Here is a 22420-nt window from a genome sequence, read left to right as displayed (position 1 = left end):
GCTGATCACCCTGTAGAAGTGAGCCTGATTGTCAGTTCGAAATCATCGGCGGGAGGGTGCCAAGTAAAGAGACAGCGGCCACCGCGCCGAGCCCCAACAGCCATTCCAGCATTACGCTTCTACGCAACACCGTCAGGCGCTGCTCACAGTCGTTGATCCGCAGACGATTGAACAGCGCCAATCCCAACATAGCGGCAACCAGTGCCACTTTTATCAGCAGTACCAACGCAAAACCCGACAATAACGGCGTGGGCCAGAACGCACCGGTGAGCGCCCGGACGTTAATCAATCCGCTGACCAGCAAGCCCGCCACCAAGGCATAACCGACACCGCTGAATCGTTGCAAAAGCGCCTTGATCGAATGCCTGGCAGGCCGCCGCAGGATCATCAGCAACAGCATCAACCCACCCAGCCAGGCGCCGACGCACGCCAGATGAACCAGTTGATTGAGGATCAACAAGTGACCTTCGATGCCATCGAGCATGGCGCCGTGGCCGACGGGGGCCAACGTCGCCAGGAGCAGACCACTGAGGAGGATGCGAAAGGGCAGGTTGGAGCGCAGCGGTGTTAGTAGCATCGCCACCAACAACCCATTGAACAGCAGGTGCCAGCTCCAGAGCCGACCAAAAAAAGTTCGTCCTAACACCAGGCTCAAGGTCGATGGCTCGAACGCCGCATCCCCCGACCCGGACATGCTGGCAGTGACCAGCAGCAGCCACCCAATGCCGCTGACCAGCGCAAGTACCGCCAGCCAACGACCGATGCGCGCCAAGGATTGATCCAGCACCGCTTCACGCCCCAAGAGCAGCAGGCGGAACACCCACGCCCCGAACAACAACAGCACCACGGTAAAATGCAAGAACCGGCACAGCACCATCGCGCTCGTCATGAATTACTGGCCAACCTTGAAGCCGTAGGCGCCTTCGCTTTTGTGGGTGTCGACCGACACGGCGTGCCATTCGACTTTGTAGCTACCTGCCGTCAACGGCACCGCCGGGGTGACGACCAGGGTCTTTTTATCATCGCTTTGGGTGACCAGACTTTTCACCAGAATGTCGGCGCCGTCCTTGCTGATCGTGACTTTGCAGAAGTCGGCCTCGACCCCTTCGGAAAACGTCAGGCTCAGTTCCGCCGGGGCGCTGACGGTGCTGTCGGCGGCTGGCGTCTGACTTTGCAGATGGGCGTGAGCAAACACGGACGAGGCGCAGAAGAGTGCGCCAAGCAAGGCGGCGGTAGTCAGGGTGTGTTTGATGTGCATCGATGTATCCCTCAGCGGCAGGTCGAAGTGCGCCTGAGTTTAGCTGCCAGACAGCGGTTGTACGAAGTTTGCTTTTCCCCTGTCGCCGCGAGCTAGAGCGGATGCTAGTCTTGTCCAAGGTTGTCGTCAGGGAGCCCTCATGGGCAATCACAAGATCGAGATTCGTCGCAGTAACGTCGAGAAAATTCTGCTGGGGGCCGAGAAGGTCTTCGCCGAAAAAGGCTTCGGCAGCACCGCCATGGCCGACATCGCCGCCGAAGTGCAATTGCCGCGTTCCAACCTGCATTACTACTTCAGCACCAAGACCGAGTTGTACAGCGCCGTGCTGTTCGATTTGCTGGAAGTGTGGAAGCAGGACGCGCTGTGCTTCGAGATGTTCGACGACCCTCGGGTGGTGCTAAGCAGCTACATCCGAGCCAAGATGAATCATTCCCGCAGCCGTCCTTATGGCTCGAAAGTCTGGGCTAACGAAATCATCCACGGCGCACCGACCCTGGGCGAAAAACTAGACGCCAGCCTGTACGACTGGGCGAAGATGAAGGAAGCGAAAATCCGTCAGTGGGTGGACGACAAACGCATCTTGCCGGTGGAGCCTTCGAGCCTGCTCTATATGATCTGGGCCTCGACCCAGCATTACGCCGACTTCGACCATCAGGTGAACATTCTCAATGACCACCAACCACTGTCGGACATGCAGTTCGAACGGGCGGTGCAGACGGTGACGAGTGTGATTTTGCGGGGGATTGGGTTGGAGCCCTGAGATTTTTGCTGTTTGTTCGGGACCCATCGCTGGCAAGCCAGCTCCTACAGGAATAGCGATAAACCTGTAGGAGCTGGCTTGCCAGCAATGGCGTCAATTCAGACGCCGCGGAACTCAAGGACTGACGTGATACGGATTTCTCGGATCATGATTCCAGTCCAGAAACGGCTTGCCGTTCTCCATCGGCACCATCTCGATACAATCCTGCACCGGGCAGGTGATCTGACACAGGTTGCAGCCCACGCATTCATCATCGATGACTTGATACTTGTGCGTGCCGTCCGCTTGCTTGAGGCTGGCCACCGCCTGGTGCGAGGTGTCTTCGCAAGCAATGTGGCAGCGACCGCAACCAATGCACGCATCTTGATCAATCTTCGCAATCACCTGATAGTTGATGTCCAGGTACTTCCAGTCCGTGGTATTGCCCACCGCGCGCCCCGAAAATTCGGAAATGCTGGTGTAACCCTGACTGTCCATCCAGCGCGATAACCCGTCCTTCATTTCCTCGACAATCCGGAAGCCATGCAGCATCGCCGCCGTGCACACCTGCACCGAGCCGCTGCCCAGCGCCATGAACTCCGCCGCATCACGCCAGGTGCCGATGCCACCGATTCCGCTGATCGGCAACCCTTGGGTCTGCGGGTCGCGAGCGATTTCAGCGACCATGTTCAAGGCGATTGGCTTTACCGCCGAACCGCAGTAGCCGCCGTGGGTGCTCTGGGCGCCGACCACGGGGTTGGCGACCATGCGCTCCAGGTTGACGCTGGTGATCGAGTTGATTGTGTTGATCAGCGACACCGCATCCGCGCCGCCACGGTGCGCTGCGCGGGCAGCGACGCGGATGTCGGTGATGTTCGGCGTGAGCTTGACGATCACCGGTAGCGAGCAATAGGTCTTGCACCAGCGGGTGACTTGCTCGACGTACTCCGGCACCTGGCCGACCGCCGCGCCCATGCCGCGTTCCGGCATGCCGTGGGGGCAGCCGAAATTCAGCTCGATGCCATCGGCGCCGGTGGCTTCCACCAACGGCAGGATGTATTTCCATGATTCTTCGACGCAGGGCACCATCAAGGAAACGATCAACGCACGGTCCGGCCAATCCTTTTTAACCTGGGTGATTTCCCGCAGGTTGATCTCCAGCGAACGGTCAGTAATCAGTTCGATGTTGTTAAAACCCAGCACTTCCCGGTTAGCCCCGAAGTGCGCCGAGTAGCGTGACGACACGTTGACCGCCGCCGGGTCTTCCCCGAGGGTTTTCCAGACCACACCACCCCAGCCGGCCTCGAAGGCGCGGACCACGTTGTAGGCCTTGTCGGTCGGCGGCGCGGAGGCCAGCCAGAACGGGTTGGGGCTTTTGATGCCGGCGAAGACAATCGAGAGATCGGCCATTTACGCTGCCTCCACATTAAGCATCAGATGGCTGTGAATAGCCTCGGCGGCTTTTTTGCCATGTTGCACGGCCTGCACGGTGAGGTCCTGATCAAGGCTGGTGCAGTCGCCGCCGGCATAAATACCGGGGATGCTGGTGCGCAACTGATCGTCCACCTGTATGCGATCGCCCTGTCGCTTGAGTTCTCGGGCCAATGGATCGGCGAGGCAGCTGGCATCTAGGCTTTGGCCGATGGCTTTGAAGATTGCATCGGCGGCCAGTTCGAAGGTTTCGCCGGTGGTTTGCAGGCGACCTTCCACCATATGCGTACGCGCGAAACGCATCCCGCGTACCTGACCATGATCGTCGAGTAATACTTCTTCCGGTTGTGACCAGGTCAACAGGCGTACTTGATTGGCTTTGGCGATGTCTTGCTCGTGATGGGTCGCGCCCATGTCTTCCACTCCACGGCGGTACACCAGATTGACGTCGCGGGCGCCCAACCTCGCCATTTGCACGGCCATGTCAATCGCCGTATTACCGGCGCCGAGCACGATGCAGTGATTGGCCAAAGGCAATTGGCTCAAGTCATCCGCCTGACGCAGTTCGCGGATGTAGTCGGTGGCGGCCAATAGACCGGGCGCCTCTTCATCGGCCAAGCCCAATTGTTTGCTCGCCGACAGACCCAGGCCAAGAAACACCGCATCGAATTGTTGGTGCAGTTCGCTGAGCGTCAGGTTGTCGCCGAGTTTTTGTCCGTGGCGTATTTCGATCCCGCCGATGCCCAGTAAGAACTCCAATTCTTTCTGCGCGTAATCGTCCACCAGTTTGTATTTGGCGATCCCGTATTCATTCAGACCACCGGCCTTTTCCCGCGCCTCGAAAATCACCACGTCATGTCCATGCATGGCACTGCGGTGTGCACATGACAACCCGGCGGGACCGGCACCAACCACGGCGATACGTTTGCCGGTAGCGGCGGCGCGGGTGAAGGGGTGCTGGTTGAAATGCGCGTTGTCTACCGCATAGCGTTGCAGCAGGCCGATCAACACCGGTGCGCACTCATGAGCGTTGTTGCGCACACAGGCCTGTTGGCAGAGGATTTCCGTCGGACAGACTCGGGCGCAGCTGCCGCCGAGGATGTTCGCCGAAAGGATTTTCTGCGCCGCGCCTTGCACGTTGTCCTGGTGGATGTTGCGGATGAACGACGGAATATCGATTTCGCTCGGGCAAGCATTCACGCACGGTGCGTCGTAGCAATACAGGCAGCGCGATGCCTCCAGGTGGGCCTGGCGATCATTCAGCGGTGGCGCCAGGTCTGTGAAATGGCCGGCGAGGGCGGCCGCATTCTCGTAGGGATGCGGGAGATGAGTCAGGGTCTTGATCACGGTATTGGCCTCACGGTGATGGAGGTGCTGCCTCTGGTGGGCATTGTTATTGCGGTGTCTGTGTGGTCCTCATCGCTGGCAAGCCAGCTCCTACAGGGGAATGCATTTCAACTGAAGGAGCTGGCTTGTCGGGTCGCCGCATCGCAGCGATAGGCCGAAGGCCTCTTTCAGCGTTTCACGGCAACCGGCTTATGCTGCTCAGCCCGCTTGCTCAGCAAATCAAACACCGCCGGATAAGCCGGCCGTTCGATATACCGCCCAGCACCGCGCTCGGCCCGCAAATCGCCATCGGCCCAAACCACACGGCCCTGGCTGATGGTGTGGCTGGGCACGCCGCGTACTGTCTTGCCTTCAAAGATGTTGAAGTCGACCTGCTGGTGATGAGTCTTCGCCGAAATCGTCCGCGTACCTTGCGGGTCCCACAACACCAGGTCGGCATCGGCACCCACACGGATTGCGCCTTTACGCGGGTAGAGGTTGAAAATCTTCGCGGTGTTGGTAGAGGTGAGGGCGACGAACTGCTGCATCGAAAAACGCCCGGTATTGACGCCCTCATCCCAGAGCACGGCCATGCGATCTTCAATGCCCGCCGTGCCATTCGGGATCTTGCTGAAATCATCCTTGCCCGCGGCTTTTTGCTCGGCGCAGAAACAGCAGTGATCGGTGGCGGTGGTGTGCAGGTTGCCTGATTGCAGGCCATGCCAGAGCGCTTCCTGGTGGCCGGTAGGGCGGAACGGTGGGCTCATCACGTAACCGGCGGCGGTCTGCCAGTCGGGATTTCGATAGACGCTGTCGTCCAGCAACAAATGCCCGGCCAACACTTCGCCATAGACCGGCTGACCCTTCGCCCGGGCATAGGTGATTTCGTCGAGGGCTTCCTTGGTCGAGACGTGAACCAGGTACAGCGGCGTACCCAGGGTTTCGGCGATGCGGATCGCTCGGCTCGCCGCTTCGCCTTCCACCTGTGACGGGCGCGACAGCGGATGTGCTTCCGGCCCGGTCATGCCCTGAGCCATGAGTTTGCGTTGCAGGTGAAACACCAATTCGCCGTTTTCCGCATGCACGGTCGGTACCGCGCCAAGTTCCAGGCAGCGCTCGAAACTCGCCACCAGCGTGTCATCAGCGGCCATGATTGCGTTCTTGTAAGCCATGAAATGCTTAAAGCTGTTGACCCCGTGATGGATGACCAGCTCGGCCATTTCTTCGCGTACCTGCTCGCTCCACCAAGTGATCGCGACGTGGAAGCCATAATCGGAAGCCGACTTCTCGGCCCAGCCGCGCCATTGATGGAACGCTTCCATCAAGGACTGCTGCGGATTGGGAATCACGAAGTCGATGATGGATGTAGTGCCACCGGCAAGACCTGCCGCCGTGCCACTGAAAAAATCTTCACTGGCCACAGTGCCCATGAAGGGCAGTTGCATGTGGGTGTGCGGATCGATGCCGCCGGGCATCAGGTATTGGCCGCTGCCGTCGAGTATTTCGGCACTGGCGGGAACGTCGAGGTTTTCGCCGATGGCTTTGATCACGCCGTCTGCGCAGTACACATCGGCGCGATAACTTTCATCATGGGTAATAACGGTAGCGCCACGGATCAACAGAGACATTTCCGGGTTCCTCGCAGGCATGACCGACTGATGCCGGTTCTAGGTGTTTTTATATAAAGCCAGAGCAACAGGTTTATTCCTGGCAGCGCTGTCAGGAATAAAAGCTAGTATGAGTTATGCGAATGAGCAAGAATAATTTATATAAGCTTATTCCTGTATTAACCTATTGATATATATCAACTTAATAGAAAATTCACCAAAATGGTGAGCCCTCTCCCCATTTTGACGCACTTGACAGGATCTAAATATGGTCAAGATTTCTTATGTGAAATCAGCCGTTTGAGGATGGTCTATGGTTGATGCGCAACTTTGAAAAAAAGATCAGTGCACCAGATTGAGTCCTGACAGTTCGGACAACTTGGCTGGCATTCGGCCTGAGTGGCATGACAAGTAACCGGGGACTAAATAGTTGAAACAATAAAACTGATAAACATCAGTTAGTTACAGAATGGTTATGGAACTGCCCGATGCGCAAGCGGGGCGCCCGGCACGTTTATTGATGTCGCCAGACCCCCGATGAGCAAAAAATAATTCAAAGAACAGTGGAGCGGCCATGCAACAGATCAGATCGCAAGTGACCGAGCGCGACGGCTTGTTTGAGCTGGAAGCCGGCAGCGACGTCCTCGACAGTCCCCGATATAACCACGACATCGCGCCTACCAAGGTGCGCGAACGAACCTGGAATAAATGGCACATCACCGCGCTATGGGTCGGCATGGCGATTTGCGTGCCGACCTACACCCTCGGTGGGGTGTTGACTGCGTATTTCGGCTTGAGCGTCGGCGAAGCGCTGCTGGCGATTCTTTTTGCCAATATCATCGTGTTGATCCCGTTGACGCTCAACGCCTTCCCCGGCACCAAGTACGGCATTCCGTTTCCGGTACTGCTGCGCTCGTCATTCGGCGTGCTCGGTTCCAACATCCCGTGTCTGATCCGCGCCCTGGTGGCGTGCGGCTGGTTCGGCATACAAACGATGTTCGGCGGGTTGGCGATTCATCTGTTCCTGGGCTCGGTGTTCGAAGGCTGGAAATCCCTCGGTGGCACCGGTGAAGTCATCGGTTTCATGGTGTTCTGGGCACTGAACCTGTGGGTGGTGATTCGCGGCGCCGAGTCGATCAAATGGCTGGAGACCCTTTCGGCACCGCTGTTGGTGCTTGTGGGCGCAGGTCTGCTGGTATGGGCCATGCCCAACGTGTCGATGACTGAACTGCTGGCGATCCCGGCCAAACGTCCCGAAGGCGCGGGCGTAGCCAGTTATTTCGCCGCCGGACTGACCGCGATGGTGGGCTTTTGGGCCACGCTGTCCCTGAACATCCCGGACTTCAGCCGCTACGCGAAAAGCCAGAAAGACCAGATTGTCGGGCAGATCATCGGCCTGCCGCTGACTATGTTCCTGTTTGCCTCCCTTGGCGTGGTGATGACCGCCGCCTCGGTGAAACTGGTGGGGGTGACGGTGTCCGATCCTGTGACCCTGATCGGCCATATCCAGAGCCCGGTCTGGGTGGCACTGGCGATGGCGCTGATCATTATCGCCACGCTTTCGACCAACACCGCGGCCAACATCGTCTCGCCGACCAATGACTTCCAGAATATCGCGCCCAAGGTGATCAACCGGACCAAAGCAGTAATGCTTACCGGGTTTGTCGGACTGGCGCTAATGGCTCATGAGTTGCTGAAAAAACTCGGCCTGATCGTTTCAGACGTTAGCCTGGAAACCGTCTATTCCAACTGGTTGCTGGGCTACTCCAGCCTGTTGGGGCCGATCGCCGGGATCATGGTGGTGGACTATTTCCTGATCAAGAAACAGCAACTGGACCTTGCCGGACTCTATCGCGATGACGTGTATCCGGCGTGGAACTGGAACGGTTTTCTCGCGTTTGGCGTGCCGGTGCTGTTGACGCTGCTGTCCCTGGGCAGCGATGCCTTCAGCTGGTTCTACAGCTACGGCTGGTTTACCGGTTCGGCGCTGGGCGGGGTGATTTATTACGGGTTGTGCGCGATGCGGCCCAGTCCATCCGTCGCGAAATCTGCGGTGTGAGGATGGGCCTCATCGCGTTCAAGCCAGTTCCTACAGGTGTTCACACAACCTGTAGGAGGCTTGCCAGCGATGGCGGCCTCAAACACACCACCGAATTGCCTGATGAAACCATAAGAACAGCCTGAGGAGATCACCATGAACGCGGCCGTAGACGTTCTGCAATCCACCCATCAGCACATCAATCGCGATCGCCTGTGGCAGTCGCTCATGGAGTTGGCCAAGCTCGGCGCCACGGTCAAGGGTGGTGTTTGTCGCCTGGCCCTGACCGACCTCGACCGTCAGGCCCGCGACACCTTTGTCAATTGGTGCGAAGAGGCAGGTTGCACCGTCAGCATCGACGCCGTCGGCAACATCTTCGCCCGGCGCCCCGGTCGCAATCCGAACCTGCCACCGGTAATGACCGGCAGTCACATCGACACACAACCCACCGGCGGCAAGTTCGACGGCTGTTTTGGCGTACTCGCCGGGGTTGAGGTGCTGCGTACCCTGAATGATCTAGGTGTGGAAACCGAAGCCCCGCTGGAAGTGGTGGTCTGGACCAACGAAGAAGGTTCGCGTTTCGCCCCGTGCATGATGGGTTCCGGCGTGTTCGCGGAAAAATTCACCCTGGAAGAAACCCTGGCCAAAGCCGATGCCGAGGGCGTGACCGTCGGTGAAGCCCTGAATGCCATTGGCTATGCCGGCCCGCGCAAGGTCAGCGGTCACGCCGTTGGGGCCTATTTCGAAGCGCACATCGAGCAAGGGCCGATTCTCGAAGACGAACGCAAAACCATCGGCGTCGTCATGGGCGCTCTCGGCCAGAAATGGTTCGACCTGAAACTGCGTGGCGTCGAAGCCCACGCCGGTCCGACGCCGATGCATCTGCGCAAAGACGCCCTGGTTGGCGCCTCGGTGATCGTCGGTGCGGTCAACCGCGCCGCCCTTGGCCATCAACCCCACGCTTGCGGCACTGTCGGTTGCCTGCAAGCCTATCCCGGTTCACGCAATGTCATTCCCGGCGAAGTGCGCATGACCCTGGACTTCCGTCATCTGGAGCCGGCGCGACTGAACTCGATGATCGCTGAAGTCCGCGAAGTCATCGAAACCACCTGTGAAGAACACGGCCTGACTTTTGAACTGACACCCACCGCCGACTTCCCGCCGCTGTACTTCGACAAGGGCTGCATTGAAGCGGTACGTGGTGCGGCGCAAGGCTTGGGTCTATCGCACATGGACATCGTCAGTGGAGCAGGGCACGACGCGATCTTCCTGGCCGAACTCGGCCCGGCCGGGATGATCTTCGTACCCTGCGAAGGCGGCATCAGCCACAACGAAATCGAAAACGCCGCGCCGGATGATCTGGCGGCCGGATGTGCAGTTCTGCTGCGGGCAATGCTGGCGGCATCGGCGGCGATTGCCAGTGGCAAAATGGCGGCCTGAAGACTGCAACCCAACCTGTAGGAGCTGCCGCAGCCTGCGCCAGCTCCTACAGTAATTGCATCCAGCTGCACGTTCATGAACCACTGCGGTCGTACTCTTCACAGGGGCATACAAGCTCCATCGCACGTGTGGAGACGCAATGAACCAGGACGCCCTGACCACCGACACCAGCCGTCGTCAGTTGCAACAGATCATCACTGGTTTGTCCGACGGAGTGATTCTGCTGGAGCTTGATCAGACGATTGTCTGGGCCAATGACGCCGCGCTGACCATGCACGGCATCGAGCGGATCGGCGAATTAGGGGCCAATGCCAAGGAGTACGCCAAACGCTTCGCCTTGCGCTATCGCAATAATCACTTGGTAACCCCCGACAATTATCCAATCACCCGCGTCAGCCGCGGCGAGACCTTCAGTGATGTGTTGGTTCAATTGACCCCGGCCCATGACGAAGAACACACCTGGGTTCACCGCGTGCGCAGCCTGGTGGTGACCGATAACCACGGTGAGCCGGAGTCGTTGGTGCTGATCATGGCCGATGTCACCGAGTGGGCCAGCGCTGAGCAGCGCTTCGAGAAAACGTTTGCCGCCAACCCGGCGCCAGCGGTGATCTGCCGCCTCAGTGATTTGCGCTACATCAAGGTCAATCCCGGCTTCCTCGAAATGACCGGTTATGCCCGTGATCAAGTAATCGGCGCCTCAACCTATGAACTGGACGTACTGGACCAGGCTGAAAACAAAGATCTGGCCAAACAGCGATTGCGCGAAGGCACGACCATCCCGCAGATGCAGGCGCAACTGGCATTACCCGACGGCAGTAGCAAACAGGTCATCGTCGCCGGTCAGACGCTGGAGCTAAACGAAGAAGCCTGCATGCTGTTTTCTTTCGTGGACATGGAACCCCGACACAAGGCCGAACTTGCCCTGCGCCAGAGCGAAGAACGTTTCGCCAAAGCCTTTCGGCTGACGCCGGTACCGATTCTGGTGTGCAGTGCTGCTGACCAAGTGGTTTGGGATGTGAACGAGGCATTCCTCGAAACACTGGGATATTCGAGTGAGGAAGTTCTGGGCAAGAGCATTGCGCAAATCGACTTCATTCATGACAAGGGCGAACGAGCAAAACTTTTCGCCGCACTGGAGAAAGCCGGAAGGCTGGATCGCATTGACGTTCAAGTCCGCAAGAAAGGCGCCGAATTGATCGAATGCGCGGTGTCGGCGGACACCGTAAACATCCAGGACAATCGGTGTTTTTTGCTGGTGTTAATGGACATCACCGAACGCAAACGCACAGAGCTGGAACTGGTGGCGGCGATTGAAGAGGTGATGAAGGATGCTTCTTGGTTCAGTCGCACACTGATTGAAAAGCTCGCCAACGTGAAGAACGTCAACTCGCCGCAACTGCCCAGCGTGTCCTTTACCGAGCTGACGGCTCGTGAGCGCGATGTGCTGGAATTGATCTGCGAAGGCTTGGCCGACAAGGAAATTGCCGCACGCCTTAAACTGGCACCGAACACCGTCCGTAATCATGTGGCAACGGTGTATTCCAAACTCGATGTGCACAGTCGCAGCGGGGCAATTGTCTGGGCCCGGGAGCGCGGGTTGTTCTCTGGCGCATGGCCGCCCAAAGGTCAAAGGTAAGGTGCAAATGCACTAAGTCCCTTGGTGCAAATTGATGTTCTGGCAGGGAAGCCCAGCCTCCAATCTGGAAGCGTACGAAAAAGTATCTTCGGATCGTTCGCATGCCTATTGAAGTTGTTAAAGGAACAGCCATGCACGCCGCTTACATCATCGCCGTATCCCCTTGCCGCGCGGGCCAACCGCAATGATCCATTTGTCGCAACTGAGAACTCAGCTGGAGCGGACGTTTTCGCCCTTGGCCTGTGAGTGCAATATCACCGGCGATCACTCGTTGACGATCAAGCTCTACCATCCACTGTCCGGGCAAGTCGACCTGGTGGTCAGCGGATTGAACCTGTCCATGCTGCAAACCCCGGAATCGGTGGCCGCGCTGATAGAAGAGTTGCGCTATGAATTGGAGAGCAACAGTCTGCAGCGCCCGGACCCGGTTGTGTAGGAATTGCCAGGTTATCTACGTCTGAATCACTGTTTTGCGCGATATAAATGTACAAAAGTGATTTTTTTGCGACCACCCCGTGAACTTTTCGGCGGTGTTTTGTTGTCACAAAAAGGTGTACATCATTTATCGCGGGTCAACCTATGAAAAGTCTTGGGAAACGCGTTTTAGCACCAATCTCACTCGTATTCTGCGCTGTGATTCTCGGTGGCTGCTCCAGTCCGCCACCACCACCTCCCTTAGCTCCGCCACCACCACCGGAAACCAATTGCCAGACAATGGATAAAACCGATGTCATGGGTGATGTGAGGGCAGAAAACGGCGAGGTGACACGAGTCACTACAACGACGCGCTGTGTTACTCAGTAGTTCGGGTGGCTGCTTCCTCAAGTCGTTACGACAACGTAGATCACCCTTGGCAAAGCCGCTCTGTGGGTTAGGGCGGCTTTGTTATAAATGGACTTTGACTCCGTTATTAATCAACCGGTCTTTATCGCCGACCGTTCTATTGCTCTGTCATTTCTGACAGTAGGCGCTACCCGACATTTCTCACATAGTGAAAACACAAATGTTTTCAACTCCGCTCAAATGGATCGGGAGAATGTCGCAATGGCAGGTAATCGTAGTGCTGAAGTAAAGGCTGCTGGACCGCTGTATATGTGCCACGGCGCTAAACACTCGTTCACGTTGAAAGCGGTCGACGATAGCCCATGGATCAATCAACAGTTCACGTCAGTAAAGAGTCCTGACCAACCGTTTCCGGTCACGATCTTACCAGCAGTTAATACGCCGCAAACGCTTGAGGATCAAGCAGGCGTGACATGGACGTTCGATTGCCCCCGCAAGCCTGCCGAAGCTCCCATCCAGACGTTTGAACTGTTTTTTTGGCTGCGCAGCGAGTTTACGGCGCCTTACTACAAGTTCGCTGCGTCGGTTTCTTTAGGGCATCACCGACTTGAGTTTGTCGACCCCTCTGGTGATGAGCAGTTTCAGGTCATCGAACTTGCTGAAATCACGACGTTAGCGGCACGGGAAATCTCTTACTACACCCGCGAGGCAATGCCGTTCGAGGTGCAATGGAAACTCAACAACGAAAACATCGGCCCGGCCAAACCGGGAGTCGATGGCAGGGTGTCCCTGGACTTCAAAAAAAACACGGCCGGAACGTACCCGGTACGCGTAGTGGCTCCCAGTCTGTATTACGAATCAGGCATCACTGAGCACGTTTACAACGTCAAATGCCTGGCCGTGACACCGTGGGGTAACGATGTGGTGTTGCAGGTGAACAACAAGACTGAACCTGATGTGCTTGAGCGCGGGGTAGTTTGCACTCGCGGGATAAAACTGCCACTAAAGTTGTTAAATGAAAACCTGTTGCTCCAAGGGTCAACCGTCTCACTGATTTCAGCGGATGCCAAAGCACTGGGTCTAACCTTCAAACCGGATTTGAATGACGAGTGCTCAATGGAGGGCGCTGAGTTGGCATGGGAACTGGATTCAGCTGTCAATGCCAAAAGCGGTCTGTTCAAATTGCAGGTGCATTGTTCGAAACTCAAGCGGGATTGGGAAATCATTGGCCATTTGCTCTCAGCAGATCTGAAGGATGAAGTTGCGAAAGTAGAGGTAGGTGGTTTTGAAATTTCAGACTTTGGTGCAGTGTTTTTTCGAAATGAAAAACGCGAGTTGACGGTTACATTCAATGAATCGATGCGTGGGTTAAGTGTGTCTCTGGAGGAAGCTGGCAACCCGGGCATGACCTATAAACCAGAGCTGAATGCCCCTCAGAAAGTCCCGGACAGTCTGCAGCTGAAGTGGGAGGTCACCGGTGGCAATGTCAGTAGCGTGTTCAGCCTGAAGGTGGTCTGTGCCGATGTGGCGACGACATTAACCATCCCGAGTCGGGTACTGTCGAAGATCACTACTGATGAGATTCAATCAATCACAATCAATGAACAGCCAGTCGACTTGGCTCGACCTGAGCTGATTTTCTTTCGAGCTGGCGTCTATGAGGTGGAACTGATTCCCAAACCTGGGAGCTCATTGATTGGGTTAGATGTTGCCTTAAAAAAAGGCAGTGGGGCGGAATTAGGGATGACCTATAAACCGGAGCTGGGTGAGGCGAAACCGCTTCCGTCGGGTGGTTTTAAATGGACGGTGACTGGCGGACGAACCCAAAGTGGTTTGTTTGAGTTATTGATCGATTTTCCCCAAGTGGAGCAGTCATTGCCGCTGGCATGTCGGTTGCTGTCTACCAATCTGGCGGATGAGGCTACGGTGATGTTGGATGGTGTTGAGATGCCATTGACTGGAGTTGATATCCCTTCAGGAGGCACAATGACACTCACTCTTGGCTACAAAATTCCTAGTTTGTTGCCCGGTCTCGGTTTGAATTTGGACGCGGTACCTGACGCGGGGCTCTCACCGGGTGATCTGATTAGCAAGCCCCCTTTTCGTGAGCCAATCAGTAACCATGAATGGGAGATTACAGGCGCAGAGGGTAAGAGAGGAGCATTCAAACTAAAGGTTTTTACTGAGGCAGAAACGGCTGTGCTGGTTACTCCAACCATTAGGTTGATTAGGTCGATTGATTTCAGGTTTGAAAGTTTTGGTGGGAATCCACTTTTGCTCCCTCCTGAAAAAAACCTTACTGACACCAGCACTGCTTTTTCCTATCGTGTCGCGTTAGCCACTCTTGACGGGCAAGCTTTGATTGGCGTGCCAGTGACGTTCTATGTTCCAGGGACGAGCGAAGATGTGTACGAAACTACGACGGATCGTAGGGGGCTGGCATTTAATTTGAGTCTTTACGAGAATGTTGGCGTTCATACAATTAGTGCTGTTGCAAAGTTAGAAGACGTAGATAGAAAGCTAGAAATATTGGTAGACGTAGTCTCAGCATGATGTCGGACGCTGCTTGTATCAACGAGTGGCAAAGGCGCTCAGGCGATGGGTTGGCAGCTCAAATTTTAAAATATGATGGGGGTTACCGATTTCGAAATGGCCAACGCTCCACGTGGGAGATGTTCACATCAATCATCAGGCATGCCCGCGTCAGCAGAAATAAGAAAGGCAGTCAATCGGCTGCCTTTCTTGATCGGGATATCAGGACAGGAACCCACCATCCACATTCAACGAAACCCCAGTCGTATAACTGGAAGCATCACTCGCCAAGTACAGCACCGCCCCCGCCATTTCACTTGGATCCGCCACCCGCTTTAACGGAATCTGCTGCAATGCAGTGTTCAAAATCGCCTCATTTTTCACCAGCGCCGAAGCAAATTTGGTGTCAGTCAAACCCGGCAGCAACGCGTTGCAGCGAATCCCGAACTGCGCACATTCCTTGGCAAATACTTTGGTCATGTTGATCACGGCGGCCTTAGTCACCGAGTAGATGCCCTGGAAAATGCCCGGCGAAACGCCATTGATCGAGGCGACGTTGATGATGCTGCCGCCACCGTTTTCGCGCATCAGCTTGCCGGCTTCTACCGACATGAAGAAGTAACCGCGAATGTTCACGTCGACGGTTTTCTGGAAGGCGCTGAGGTCGGTGTCCAGCACGTTGCAGAACTGTGGGTTAGTGGCGGCGTTGTTGACCAGAATGTCCAGGCGACCGAACTGTTCCTTGATGCCGGCGAAGACCTGGCTGATCTGTTCCATTTCACCGATGTGGCAGGCGATGGCAGTGGCTTTGCCGCCAGCGGCGATGATTGCGTCGGCGACGTGCTGGCAGCCTTCAAGCTTGCGGCTGGAAACGATGACGTGGGCGCCTTGCTGGGCCAGCAGTTTGGCGATGGCTTCACCGATGCCACGGCTGGCGCCGGAGACGAAAGCGATCTTGCCGTCGAGGTCGAACAACTGAGTCTTGGACATGGGTTTCCCTTATAAAAAGTTTTGTTATGGGGCCAGGGGCGTGATCAAAGGCTGGATTTCTGGATGACCTGAAGGCTCATTTGCTCCAGCAGTTTGTTCATGTGAATGAACTGTGCGAAGCGTTTGTCCTGGGTCTGTCCATGGTAGAAGCGGTAGTAGATCTGCTGCACGATGCCGGCGAGGCGGAACAGGCCGTAGGTGTAGTAGAAGTCGAAGTTGTCGATCTGGATGCCGGAACGCTGGGCGTAGTAATCGACGAATTCGCGGCGGGTCAGCATGCCCGGTGCGTGACTGGGCTGACGGCGCATCAGTTGCACCGGTGCCGGGTCATCGGCTTCGATCCAGTAGGCGAGGGTGTTGCCCAGGTCCATCAACGGGTCGCCGAGGGTGGTCAGTTCCCAGTCGAGCACGCCGATGATCTGCATCGGGTTGTTCGGGTCGAGAATTACGTTGTCGAAGCGGTAGTCGTTGTGGACGATGCTGGACTTCGGGTGATCGGCCGGCATCTTGTCGTTGAGCCAGGCTTTAACCGCTTCCCAATGCGGCGCGTCCGGGGTCAGGGCTTTCTCGTAACGATCGCTCCAGCCTTTGATCTGCCGCGCCACGTAGCCTTCGGGTTTGCCGAGGTCGCCCAGGCCGTAGGCGTTGTAATCGACCTGGTGCAGTTCGACGAATTTATCGATGAAGCTCTTGCACAGGGCTTCGGTCTTCGTGGAGTCCAGCCCCAGCTCGGGCGGTAATTCAGAGCGCAGGATGATGCCGTTCACCCGTTCCATCACGTAGAACTCGGCGCCGATTACCGAGTCATCGGTACAGTGCACATAGGCCTTGGGGCAGTAAGGAAAACCGTCGCGCAACTGATTGAGGATGCGAAATTCGCGACCCATGTCATGGGCGGATTTGGCCTTGTGACCGAACGGCGGCCGACGCAGGACAAACTCCTGTTCGGGGTATTCCAGCAAATAGGTGAGGTTCGACGCACCGCCGGGGAACTGGCTGATCTGCGGCAGGCCACTGAGGCCTGGAATGTGCGCCTTGAGGTATGGATCGATCAGGCTGGCATCGAGTTCTTCGCCGGTGCGGATGCGGGTGGACTGGTCAGTAAGCGCCATGCTTATCCCTTCTGCTTATTCTGGAGGCCTGAAACTATTGGCTAATCTAATGCGCTCACCCAACCCCCACAACCAGGAACGGCCCTTATAGGTGAGCGTGTTGCCGGGCAATCATTGTTTTTGATACATCCGTTTGAATTGTCCTACAGAACCGCTTGGCTCGCGCTGCTCGGCAATTCGATGGGGGTAAGCACGGGTTGACCGGAGAAGAACGCCACCAGGTTGCGGCCCACAAGCTCAACGGTGCCTTGGGTGGCTTCCGGCGAAAGTCCGGCAACATGGGGCGTCAGGATGACGTTGGTCAGGGCTTTGAGCGCATCCGGCACTTGCGGCTCGGCGTCGAAAACATCCAGTGCGGCACCGGCGATCCGGCGTTGCTCCAGCGCGCTGACAAGGTCGGCGGTGACGATCACGCTGGCCCGCGCAATATTAACGATGAACCCTTTAGGGCCCAGCGCTTCGAGTACCTGGCGATTGATCAGGTGTTTGGTGGTGAGGCCCCCTGGGGTGGCGATGACCAGGAAATCCGAAGCGCGCGCCAGTTCGGTGGGCGTGGAACAGAAGTTGTAGGGCACGTCGCTGCGATGCTGGCGATTGTGGTAACTCACCGTCATGTCAAAACCGTTGGCGGCGCGCTTGGCGATGGCCATGCCGACGGCGCCAAGCCCAAGGATGCCCAGCCGTTTGCCGGCGAGCGAAGGGCGCATGATCTTCGGCCATTCCCCTCGACGCACGGCGGCGTCACAGCGAGGAATGTCGCGCACCATGGAAAGCAGCATCGCCATGGCGTGATCAGCCACCGAAGAGGCGTTGACACCGGCGCCATTGGTGACGGTGATGCCACGGTCAGCGGCGGCTTGCAGGTCGACGTGTTCATAGCCTGCGCCAATCACGCAGATGATCTTGAGCTTGGGCAGTGCGGCGATTTCATCGGCATAAAGCCCGAGTGGGCCACGGGTCAATACGGCGTCGATCTGGCCGCTGTAGCGCGTGATGGCTTCGGAGCGTTCGGCAGGTGTAGGGGCCAGAATCAGGTGGAAGCCCTGGTGTTCTAGGATGGGCAGGTAATCATTGATGGTTTCAACCAGAACTAGAACGGTTGCGGGCATTACTCGGCTCCTGTGAATGTCGGCATGTCTGGGGTCAAGACAGATTCAGGGTGCTGATTCCAGAACGGCTTGGCAAGGGCGGTCCAGCGCAGTGGCAGTTTTTGTAGTCTGGACGCCTTCCCCAAAGAAGCAAGTTCACGCTTCAGGGCGCTGTCGCAGTGCGCAGCACGCTGGCAAGCAGTGTGCTGCTGCAAGTGTTACTGGGTAGTTTGCGTTTGTTGTGCCTTGGTTTGTTCCGCCAATGCGATAGCTCTGAAATCATAGGTGGGGAAGAACTCGGTTCTGTAACTTCCCCACGCCGTATTTTCAAGAGCCAGGTTGACTTCCGCAAGACGGGCGGCCGGAAGACGAAGCGTGACGACTTGCCCGATGCCCATGACGATGTTCCAGCTGACAACCTCTACCCCAGCAGGTGGAAAGGCCTTATAGAATCCTTGCCTGGCAAGTTGAGCCTTTAGTTCGCCCAGGGGGCGTGATTGATCGTGCTTTAAAAAGACCGTAAGCATGATGGCAGTCTCGGGCGTGGCAACGGCATTTTTAGCAAGTGGGCCTGTCGTGGGTTGTGCATTGACCACTCCACAGGAAATGAGCAGCGTTGACAGCAACAGAGTTTTGATTGTTTTTTTCATGTTGAAAATTCCATTTTTTAGTTTCGTGCGGCGTTATTTCAAAGGGTATTTTTAAATTGGTGGGGCTGATTCAAATCAGTTGAAATGGTGCCGGCTAATTCATTCTAATTTGAAATATTCGTATGTGGATTGATGGCGGATAAGGTTTCTATTGTTCCGGTGTAGGGCGCGTGTACGACATGAATGCGAACCAGAGGATTGTTTTCTATCATGTCCCTCGAAACTTCGCGAGAGTAAGTGAATTCATTTTTATTCAATGTCTCTAATTGCCTGATCACGGTTTTGTTGGAGCCGATATCAGGTATTAGAATGTGATTTTTTTGATCTCCGGTAATAAAGAAGTATCCTCCACCCCCATTGTTGTATTTTGATTTTCCCGTGTCGGTGTAGAAAAATTCATAGCGATTGCGTTCTGGGTCCCAAGTGGATATGCCGACCACCCCTGGGTAATTTGCTTTTACGTCAGTATGTGGCGCGCCTTCTACGTAGACCCTGGTTGTCAGCCATCGAGGGGAGGAACCCAAATCACGAATATCGGCGTTGGCAGGGCTTTGTTGTGCGAAGGTGCCGATCGGACAAAGTAATGCAGCAAGAAGCAGGCACGTAGACGTTATGCTGTCCTTTTGCATGCAGGAAACTCCTTATCTATTTATCTGAGAAATCACTAAGTTCTAGTGCTTCGAAAATATACATTGGAGATATTCGGCGGGCAATGATGGGAAGTTGCTTGTAACAATTCAATTTTTCGTTTGGTAATATATCGTCGTAACTTTTTGTAGGTCTTGACTGTAGGAGTATTCGCTGTATTAAAGCGGAATTTCGATCAATGTCATGTTGATACCTTTTGCGGTGGCAGCTGTAACAGTAATGCTCCTGGAGAAAGTTGACCCGTTGGAGAGCGTTATCCGTCAATTATCAACGCTGAGTCAGAAAACCAAGTGTCGCATCGAGGATCTCATCGGACAGTGGTTCGCCCTGTGTGGCGCGAGCCAGGGTCAGGGCACCGACCATCAACGAGTATTGCACCAGTGCCTGCTGTCGATTCCGGACCGCGTCGCCGGTGTCCATCAAGTCGCCGAAGGTTTGCAGCAAGTCGTGCAAACCCTCAAGGAACGTCCCGCGCAAACCGCTCTCGGCGGCCTCGTGGCACATGTCCCCGGCAAAGGCCACCACCGGGCAGCTTTCACCTGGGTTATCACGGCTGCCAGCGGACAGGTAGGGCTCGATCACGGCCCGCCGCGCGGCGGCTTTATCGTCGGTAGCGGCGATACGATCCTTCCAACGCCCTGCGGCCTCTTCGAATGCACGGCCGCTGGCTTCCATCGCCAAAGCTTCCTTGGATTCGAAGTGGCCGTAGAAACCGCCATGGGTCAGGCCGGCAGCGGCCATCACATCGACCACGCTGATTCCATGCAACCCGTGCTCACGAAACAGACGTGTAGCGGCTTCGACGATGATTTCGCGGTTGAGGTCGGCTTGCTTGCGGGAAACTCGGGGCATGGGCGGCTCACAGAAACAAGGGTTGAAAATCAGAGGGCGTACTGGGCGATGCCGTTGCCGAAAGACCAGTTTTCTTTTTTTACTTCCACCAGATTAATGAAAACGTCCTCCAGGCGTACCGCCAGTTCTTTGTTGAGGCTCTCGGCGATGGTCTTGTAGAGGAGTTTTTTCTGCTCGACGGTACGGCCTTCGCTCAGGGTGATCTGAATCACCACCAGGTTCTCGCTGCGCCGAATGCCGAGGTATCCGGGATCGAAGACGAAATGATGCTCGTCGTGCTCGGCGAGAATCTGGAAATTATCGTCTTCCGGCACACCAATGGCGCTGCGCATCGAGGCATAAATCAGTTGGCCAATGCGTTTGGCGAAGGTTGGATCCTGCTGCTTTTTGATTTCGACGCGAACCAGTGGCATGGGATGACTCCGGAAGGAAGGCAGGTCAGTTCAAAATACATGACAGTGGACCTTTATCAACCGGAGAGTGATGAAATGCAGGTAAGGCATTCTCGCAGGTACTCCAAAATCAGTTCCTCGAGTTCTGCTTCCTGCCTATTAGTACGCCACAGGTGGATCAGGTGCCTGAGCACATCTTCATGATTCATCCTCGAACCAGGCTCGGTGTGAGTCAGTTGTCTGCTTTCGGCAATATGATTCCGGTTGTTGGCAATGACCAGCTCGTATTCAGTACGACCATGCCGATTATTCAGCGTCAGAAGTGCGTGGCTGATCATGTAAAACTGCGTAAATTTGCTTCATTTGGTACCACCGTTCCTCACCTAAGTCTTTGCTTCTGTTCACTAATCCTCCAGAATCGCGCCCCTGTTTCGGCCAGGGCGCTGCCTGTCGGGTACTCCGACGCGTTCTGACCGAGTGGCAAGTGACCGGAATGTGGAGATCCCACCGGATGAATGATCAGGCCAATAGCGTTAACGAACGCTATGTAGCAGCGACACCTGCAACCCTTTCGAGCTGGAATCGCCAGGACACCACGTGGATGCTGGGCCTCTTTGGCACGGCGATTGGTGCGGGAACCCTGTTTTTGCCCATCAACGCGGGACTCGGCGGCTTCTGGCCGTTGCTGATCCTGGCGTTGCTGGCGTTCCCAATGACGTTCTACGCGCACCGCGGCCTGACCCGCTTCGTGTTGTCCGGCCGTGATGGCGCGGACATCACCGAAGTGGTGGAAGAGCATTTCGGCCTCAAGGCCGGTGCGTTGATCACTTTGCTGTACTTCTTCGCGATCTTCCCGATCCTGTTGATCTACAGCGTCGCGCTGACCAACACTGTGGGCAGCTTCCTCGAACATCAACTGCACATCATGCCGCCTCCACGTGCGGTGCTGTCGTTGGTGCTGATCCTCGGCTTGCTGGCCGTGGTGCGTTGTGGCGAGCAAATGATCGTCAAGGCCATGAGCCTGATGGTGTACCCGTTCATCGTCGCATTGCTGTTTCTGGCGGTGTTCCTGATTCCACATTGGAACGGCGGCATCCTGACTACGGCGACTACGCTGCCTGAACCGTCGGCGTTGCTGCATACGCTGTGGCTGGCGATTCCGGTGATGGTGTTCTCGTTCAACCACTCGCCGATTATCTCGGCCTTCGCGGTTGACCAGAAGCGTCGTTACGGCGACCACGCTGAAGAGCGCAGCTCGCAGATCCTGTCCCGCGCCCACGCCTTGATGGTGGTGATGGTGCTGTTCTTTGTCTTCAGTTGCGTGCTGACCTTGTCACCGGCGCAATTGGCCGAAGCCAAGGCACAGAATCTGTCGATCCTGTCGTACCTGGCCAACCACTTCAGCAACCCGACCATCGCTTTCGCGGCGCCGTTAATTGCCTTCGTGGCCATCTCCAAGTCGTTCCTGGGGCACTACATCGGCGCCAGTGAAGGCCTGAAAGGTCTGATCGTCAAAAGCGGCAAACGTCCAGCGGCCAAGACCCTGGACCGTATTGTTGCGGCGTTCATGCTGGTGGTGTGCTGGATTGTCGCCACGCTGAACCCGAGCATCCTCGGCATGATCGAAACGCTCGGTGGCCCGATCATCGCGGCGATCCTGTTCCTGATGCCGATGTATGCCATTCGCAAGGTGCCTGCGATGGCGCGTTATCGCGGGCAGGCGTCGAATGTGTTTGTAGTGGCGGTTGGTTTGGTGGCGATTTCGGCGTTGATCTATTCGCTGAGTGCTTGATCCACAATATCTGCTTCAAATCTGTGGCGAGGGAGCAAGCTCCCTCGCCACAAAAAGCTTTCAGTGCTAAAGCTCAAGGCATAAAAAAACGCCGCTCATCTCACGA

Annotated in this window: 20 protein-coding genes; 7 read left to right on the top strand and 13 right to left on the bottom strand. The window is 56.2% G+C overall.

The window, feature by feature from the left end:
* Nucleotides 1-31: 31 nt before the first annotated feature.
* Both copD and copC read right to left on the bottom strand, forming a co-directional pair.
* Nucleotides 32-889 carry a copper homeostasis membrane protein CopD gene (gene copD / locus ABVN21_RS10130; protein ID WP_339553819.1) on the bottom strand — a complete coding sequence of 286 codons (858 nt, stop codon included), beginning with the start codon at nucleotides 887-889 and terminating at the stop codon, nucleotides 32-34.
* A gap of 3 nt (nucleotides 890-892) precedes the next feature.
* The gene (copC, locus tag ABVN21_RS10125; RefSeq protein WP_339553818.1) at nucleotides 893-1258 is read right to left on the bottom strand and encodes a copper homeostasis periplasmic binding protein CopC; all 366 of its coding nucleotides are present in this window, start codon (nucleotides 1256-1258) and stop codon (nucleotides 893-895) included.
* A gap of 139 nt (nucleotides 1259-1397) precedes the next feature.
* Here copC and ABVN21_RS10120 point away from each other — a divergent pair, with 139 nt between their 5' ends.
* On the top strand, nucleotides 1398-2018 hold the full coding sequence (locus ABVN21_RS10120) for a TetR/AcrR family transcriptional regulator (RefSeq protein WP_034148858.1): 621 nt from the start codon (nucleotides 1398-1400) through the stop codon (nucleotides 2016-2018).
* A 114-nt stretch (nucleotides 2019-2132) separates the two neighbouring features.
* Here the strand turns inward: ABVN21_RS10120 and preA are convergent, their stop codons facing one another.
* The 3 genes from preA to hydA all read right to left on the bottom strand — a co-directional run bounded on the left by preA (nucleotide 2133) and on the right by hydA (nucleotide 6382).
* Nucleotides 2133-3407, bottom strand: a complete 1275-nt coding sequence (gene preA / locus ABVN21_RS10115) for an NAD-dependent dihydropyrimidine dehydrogenase subunit PreA (RefSeq protein ID WP_339553817.1) — start codon at nucleotides 3405-3407, stop codon at nucleotides 2133-2135.
* Complete coding sequence (locus ABVN21_RS10110) at nucleotides 3408-4775, bottom strand: NAD(P)-dependent oxidoreductase (RefSeq protein WP_339553816.1); 1368 nt, start codon at nucleotides 4773-4775, stop codon at nucleotides 3408-3410.
* Between the two features lie 167 nt (nucleotides 4776-4942).
* Nucleotides 4943-6382: a dihydropyrimidinase gene (hydA, locus tag ABVN21_RS10105; protein WP_339553815.1), complete on the bottom strand. Its 1440-nt coding sequence runs from the start codon at nucleotides 6380-6382 to the stop codon at nucleotides 4943-4945.
* Between the two features lie 553 nt (nucleotides 6383-6935).
* Here hydA and ABVN21_RS10100 point away from each other — a divergent pair.
* The 5 genes from ABVN21_RS10100 (at nucleotide 6936) to ABVN21_RS10080 (ending at nucleotide 14811) form a co-directional block, all read left to right on the top strand.
* Nucleotides 6936-8420, top strand: coding sequence for an NCS1 family nucleobase:cation symporter-1 (locus tag ABVN21_RS10100; protein WP_339553814.1), 1485 nt, complete (start codon nucleotides 6936-6938; stop codon nucleotides 8418-8420).
* 135 nt (nucleotides 8421-8555) lie between these two features.
* A complete protein-coding gene (locus tag ABVN21_RS10095; protein WP_339553813.1) occupies nucleotides 8556-9839 on the top strand; it encodes a Zn-dependent hydrolase in 1284 nt (427 codons plus the stop codon).
* Between the two features lie 139 nt (nucleotides 9840-9978).
* Nucleotides 9979-11475: a helix-turn-helix transcriptional regulator gene (locus ABVN21_RS10090; RefSeq protein WP_339553812.1), complete on the top strand. Its 1497-nt coding sequence runs from the start codon at nucleotides 9979-9981 to the stop codon at nucleotides 11473-11475.
* A 184-nt stretch (nucleotides 11476-11659) separates the two neighbouring features.
* Nucleotides 11660-11911 carry a DUF1652 domain-containing protein gene (locus ABVN21_RS10085; protein WP_339553811.1) on the top strand — a complete coding sequence of 84 codons (252 nt, stop codon included), beginning with the start codon at nucleotides 11660-11662 and terminating at the stop codon, nucleotides 11909-11911.
* A 455-nt stretch (nucleotides 11912-12366) separates the two neighbouring features.
* Complete coding sequence (locus tag ABVN21_RS10080; protein ID WP_339553810.1) at nucleotides 12367-14811, top strand: hypothetical protein; 2445 nt, start codon at nucleotides 12367-12369, stop codon at nucleotides 14809-14811.
* 201 nt (nucleotides 14812-15012) lie between these two features.
* Here the strand turns inward: ABVN21_RS10080 and ABVN21_RS10075 are convergent, their stop codons facing one another.
* From ABVN21_RS10075 to ABVN21_RS10040, 8 genes are all read right to left on the bottom strand, one after another.
* A complete protein-coding gene (locus tag ABVN21_RS10075; RefSeq protein ID WP_007976320.1) occupies nucleotides 15013-15780 on the bottom strand; it encodes an SDR family oxidoreductase in 768 nt (255 codons plus the stop codon).
* Nucleotides 15781-15824: 44 nt separating this feature from the next.
* Nucleotides 15825-16892, bottom strand: a complete 1068-nt coding sequence (locus ABVN21_RS10070; protein ID WP_339553809.1) for a phosphotransferase family protein — start codon at nucleotides 16890-16892, stop codon at nucleotides 15825-15827.
* Nucleotides 16893-17035: 143 nt separating this feature from the next.
* Entirely contained in the window at nucleotides 17036-18001 is a 966-nt protein-coding gene (locus ABVN21_RS10065) for a 2-hydroxyacid dehydrogenase (protein WP_339553808.1), read from the bottom strand.
* Nucleotides 18002-18198: 197 nt separating this feature from the next.
* Entirely contained in the window at nucleotides 18199-18630 is a 432-nt protein-coding gene (locus ABVN21_RS10060) for a hypothetical protein (RefSeq protein WP_339553807.1), read from the bottom strand.
* Nucleotides 18631-18734: 104 nt separating this feature from the next.
* The gene (locus ABVN21_RS10055) at nucleotides 18735-19259 is read right to left on the bottom strand and encodes a DUF4822 domain-containing protein (RefSeq protein ID WP_339553806.1); all 525 of its coding nucleotides are present in this window, start codon (nucleotides 19257-19259) and stop codon (nucleotides 18735-18737) included.
* A 286-nt stretch (nucleotides 19260-19545) separates the two neighbouring features.
* A complete protein-coding gene (locus ABVN21_RS10050) occupies nucleotides 19546-20130 on the bottom strand; it encodes a TetR/AcrR family transcriptional regulator (RefSeq protein WP_339553805.1) in 585 nt (194 codons plus the stop codon).
* 29 nt (nucleotides 20131-20159) lie between these two features.
* Nucleotides 20160-20543: a tautomerase family protein gene (locus ABVN21_RS10045; protein ID WP_339553804.1), complete on the bottom strand. Its 384-nt coding sequence runs from the start codon at nucleotides 20541-20543 to the stop codon at nucleotides 20160-20162.
* A 56-nt stretch (nucleotides 20544-20599) separates the two neighbouring features.
* Nucleotides 20600-20860 (bottom strand): hypothetical protein, encoded by a 261-nt coding sequence (locus tag ABVN21_RS10040; RefSeq protein WP_339553803.1) that lies wholly within the window; start codon nucleotides 20858-20860, stop codon nucleotides 20600-20602.
* A 173-nt stretch (nucleotides 20861-21033) separates the two neighbouring features.
* Between ABVN21_RS10040 and ABVN21_RS10035 the strand changes: the two genes are divergently transcribed.
* Complete coding sequence (locus ABVN21_RS10035; protein WP_339553802.1) at nucleotides 21034-22314, top strand: serine/threonine transporter; 1281 nt, start codon at nucleotides 21034-21036, stop codon at nucleotides 22312-22314.
* Nucleotides 22315-22420 lie beyond the last annotated feature (106 nt).

It is taken from the genome of Pseudomonas sp. MYb327 (genome assembly GCF_040438925.1).
In the GTDB taxonomy this organism is placed as follows: domain Bacteria; phylum Pseudomonadota; class Gammaproteobacteria; order Pseudomonadales; family Pseudomonadaceae; genus Aquipseudomonas.
Note: the sequence above shows the minus strand (reverse complement) of the source record. Positions and strands in the feature narration are given on the sequence as shown.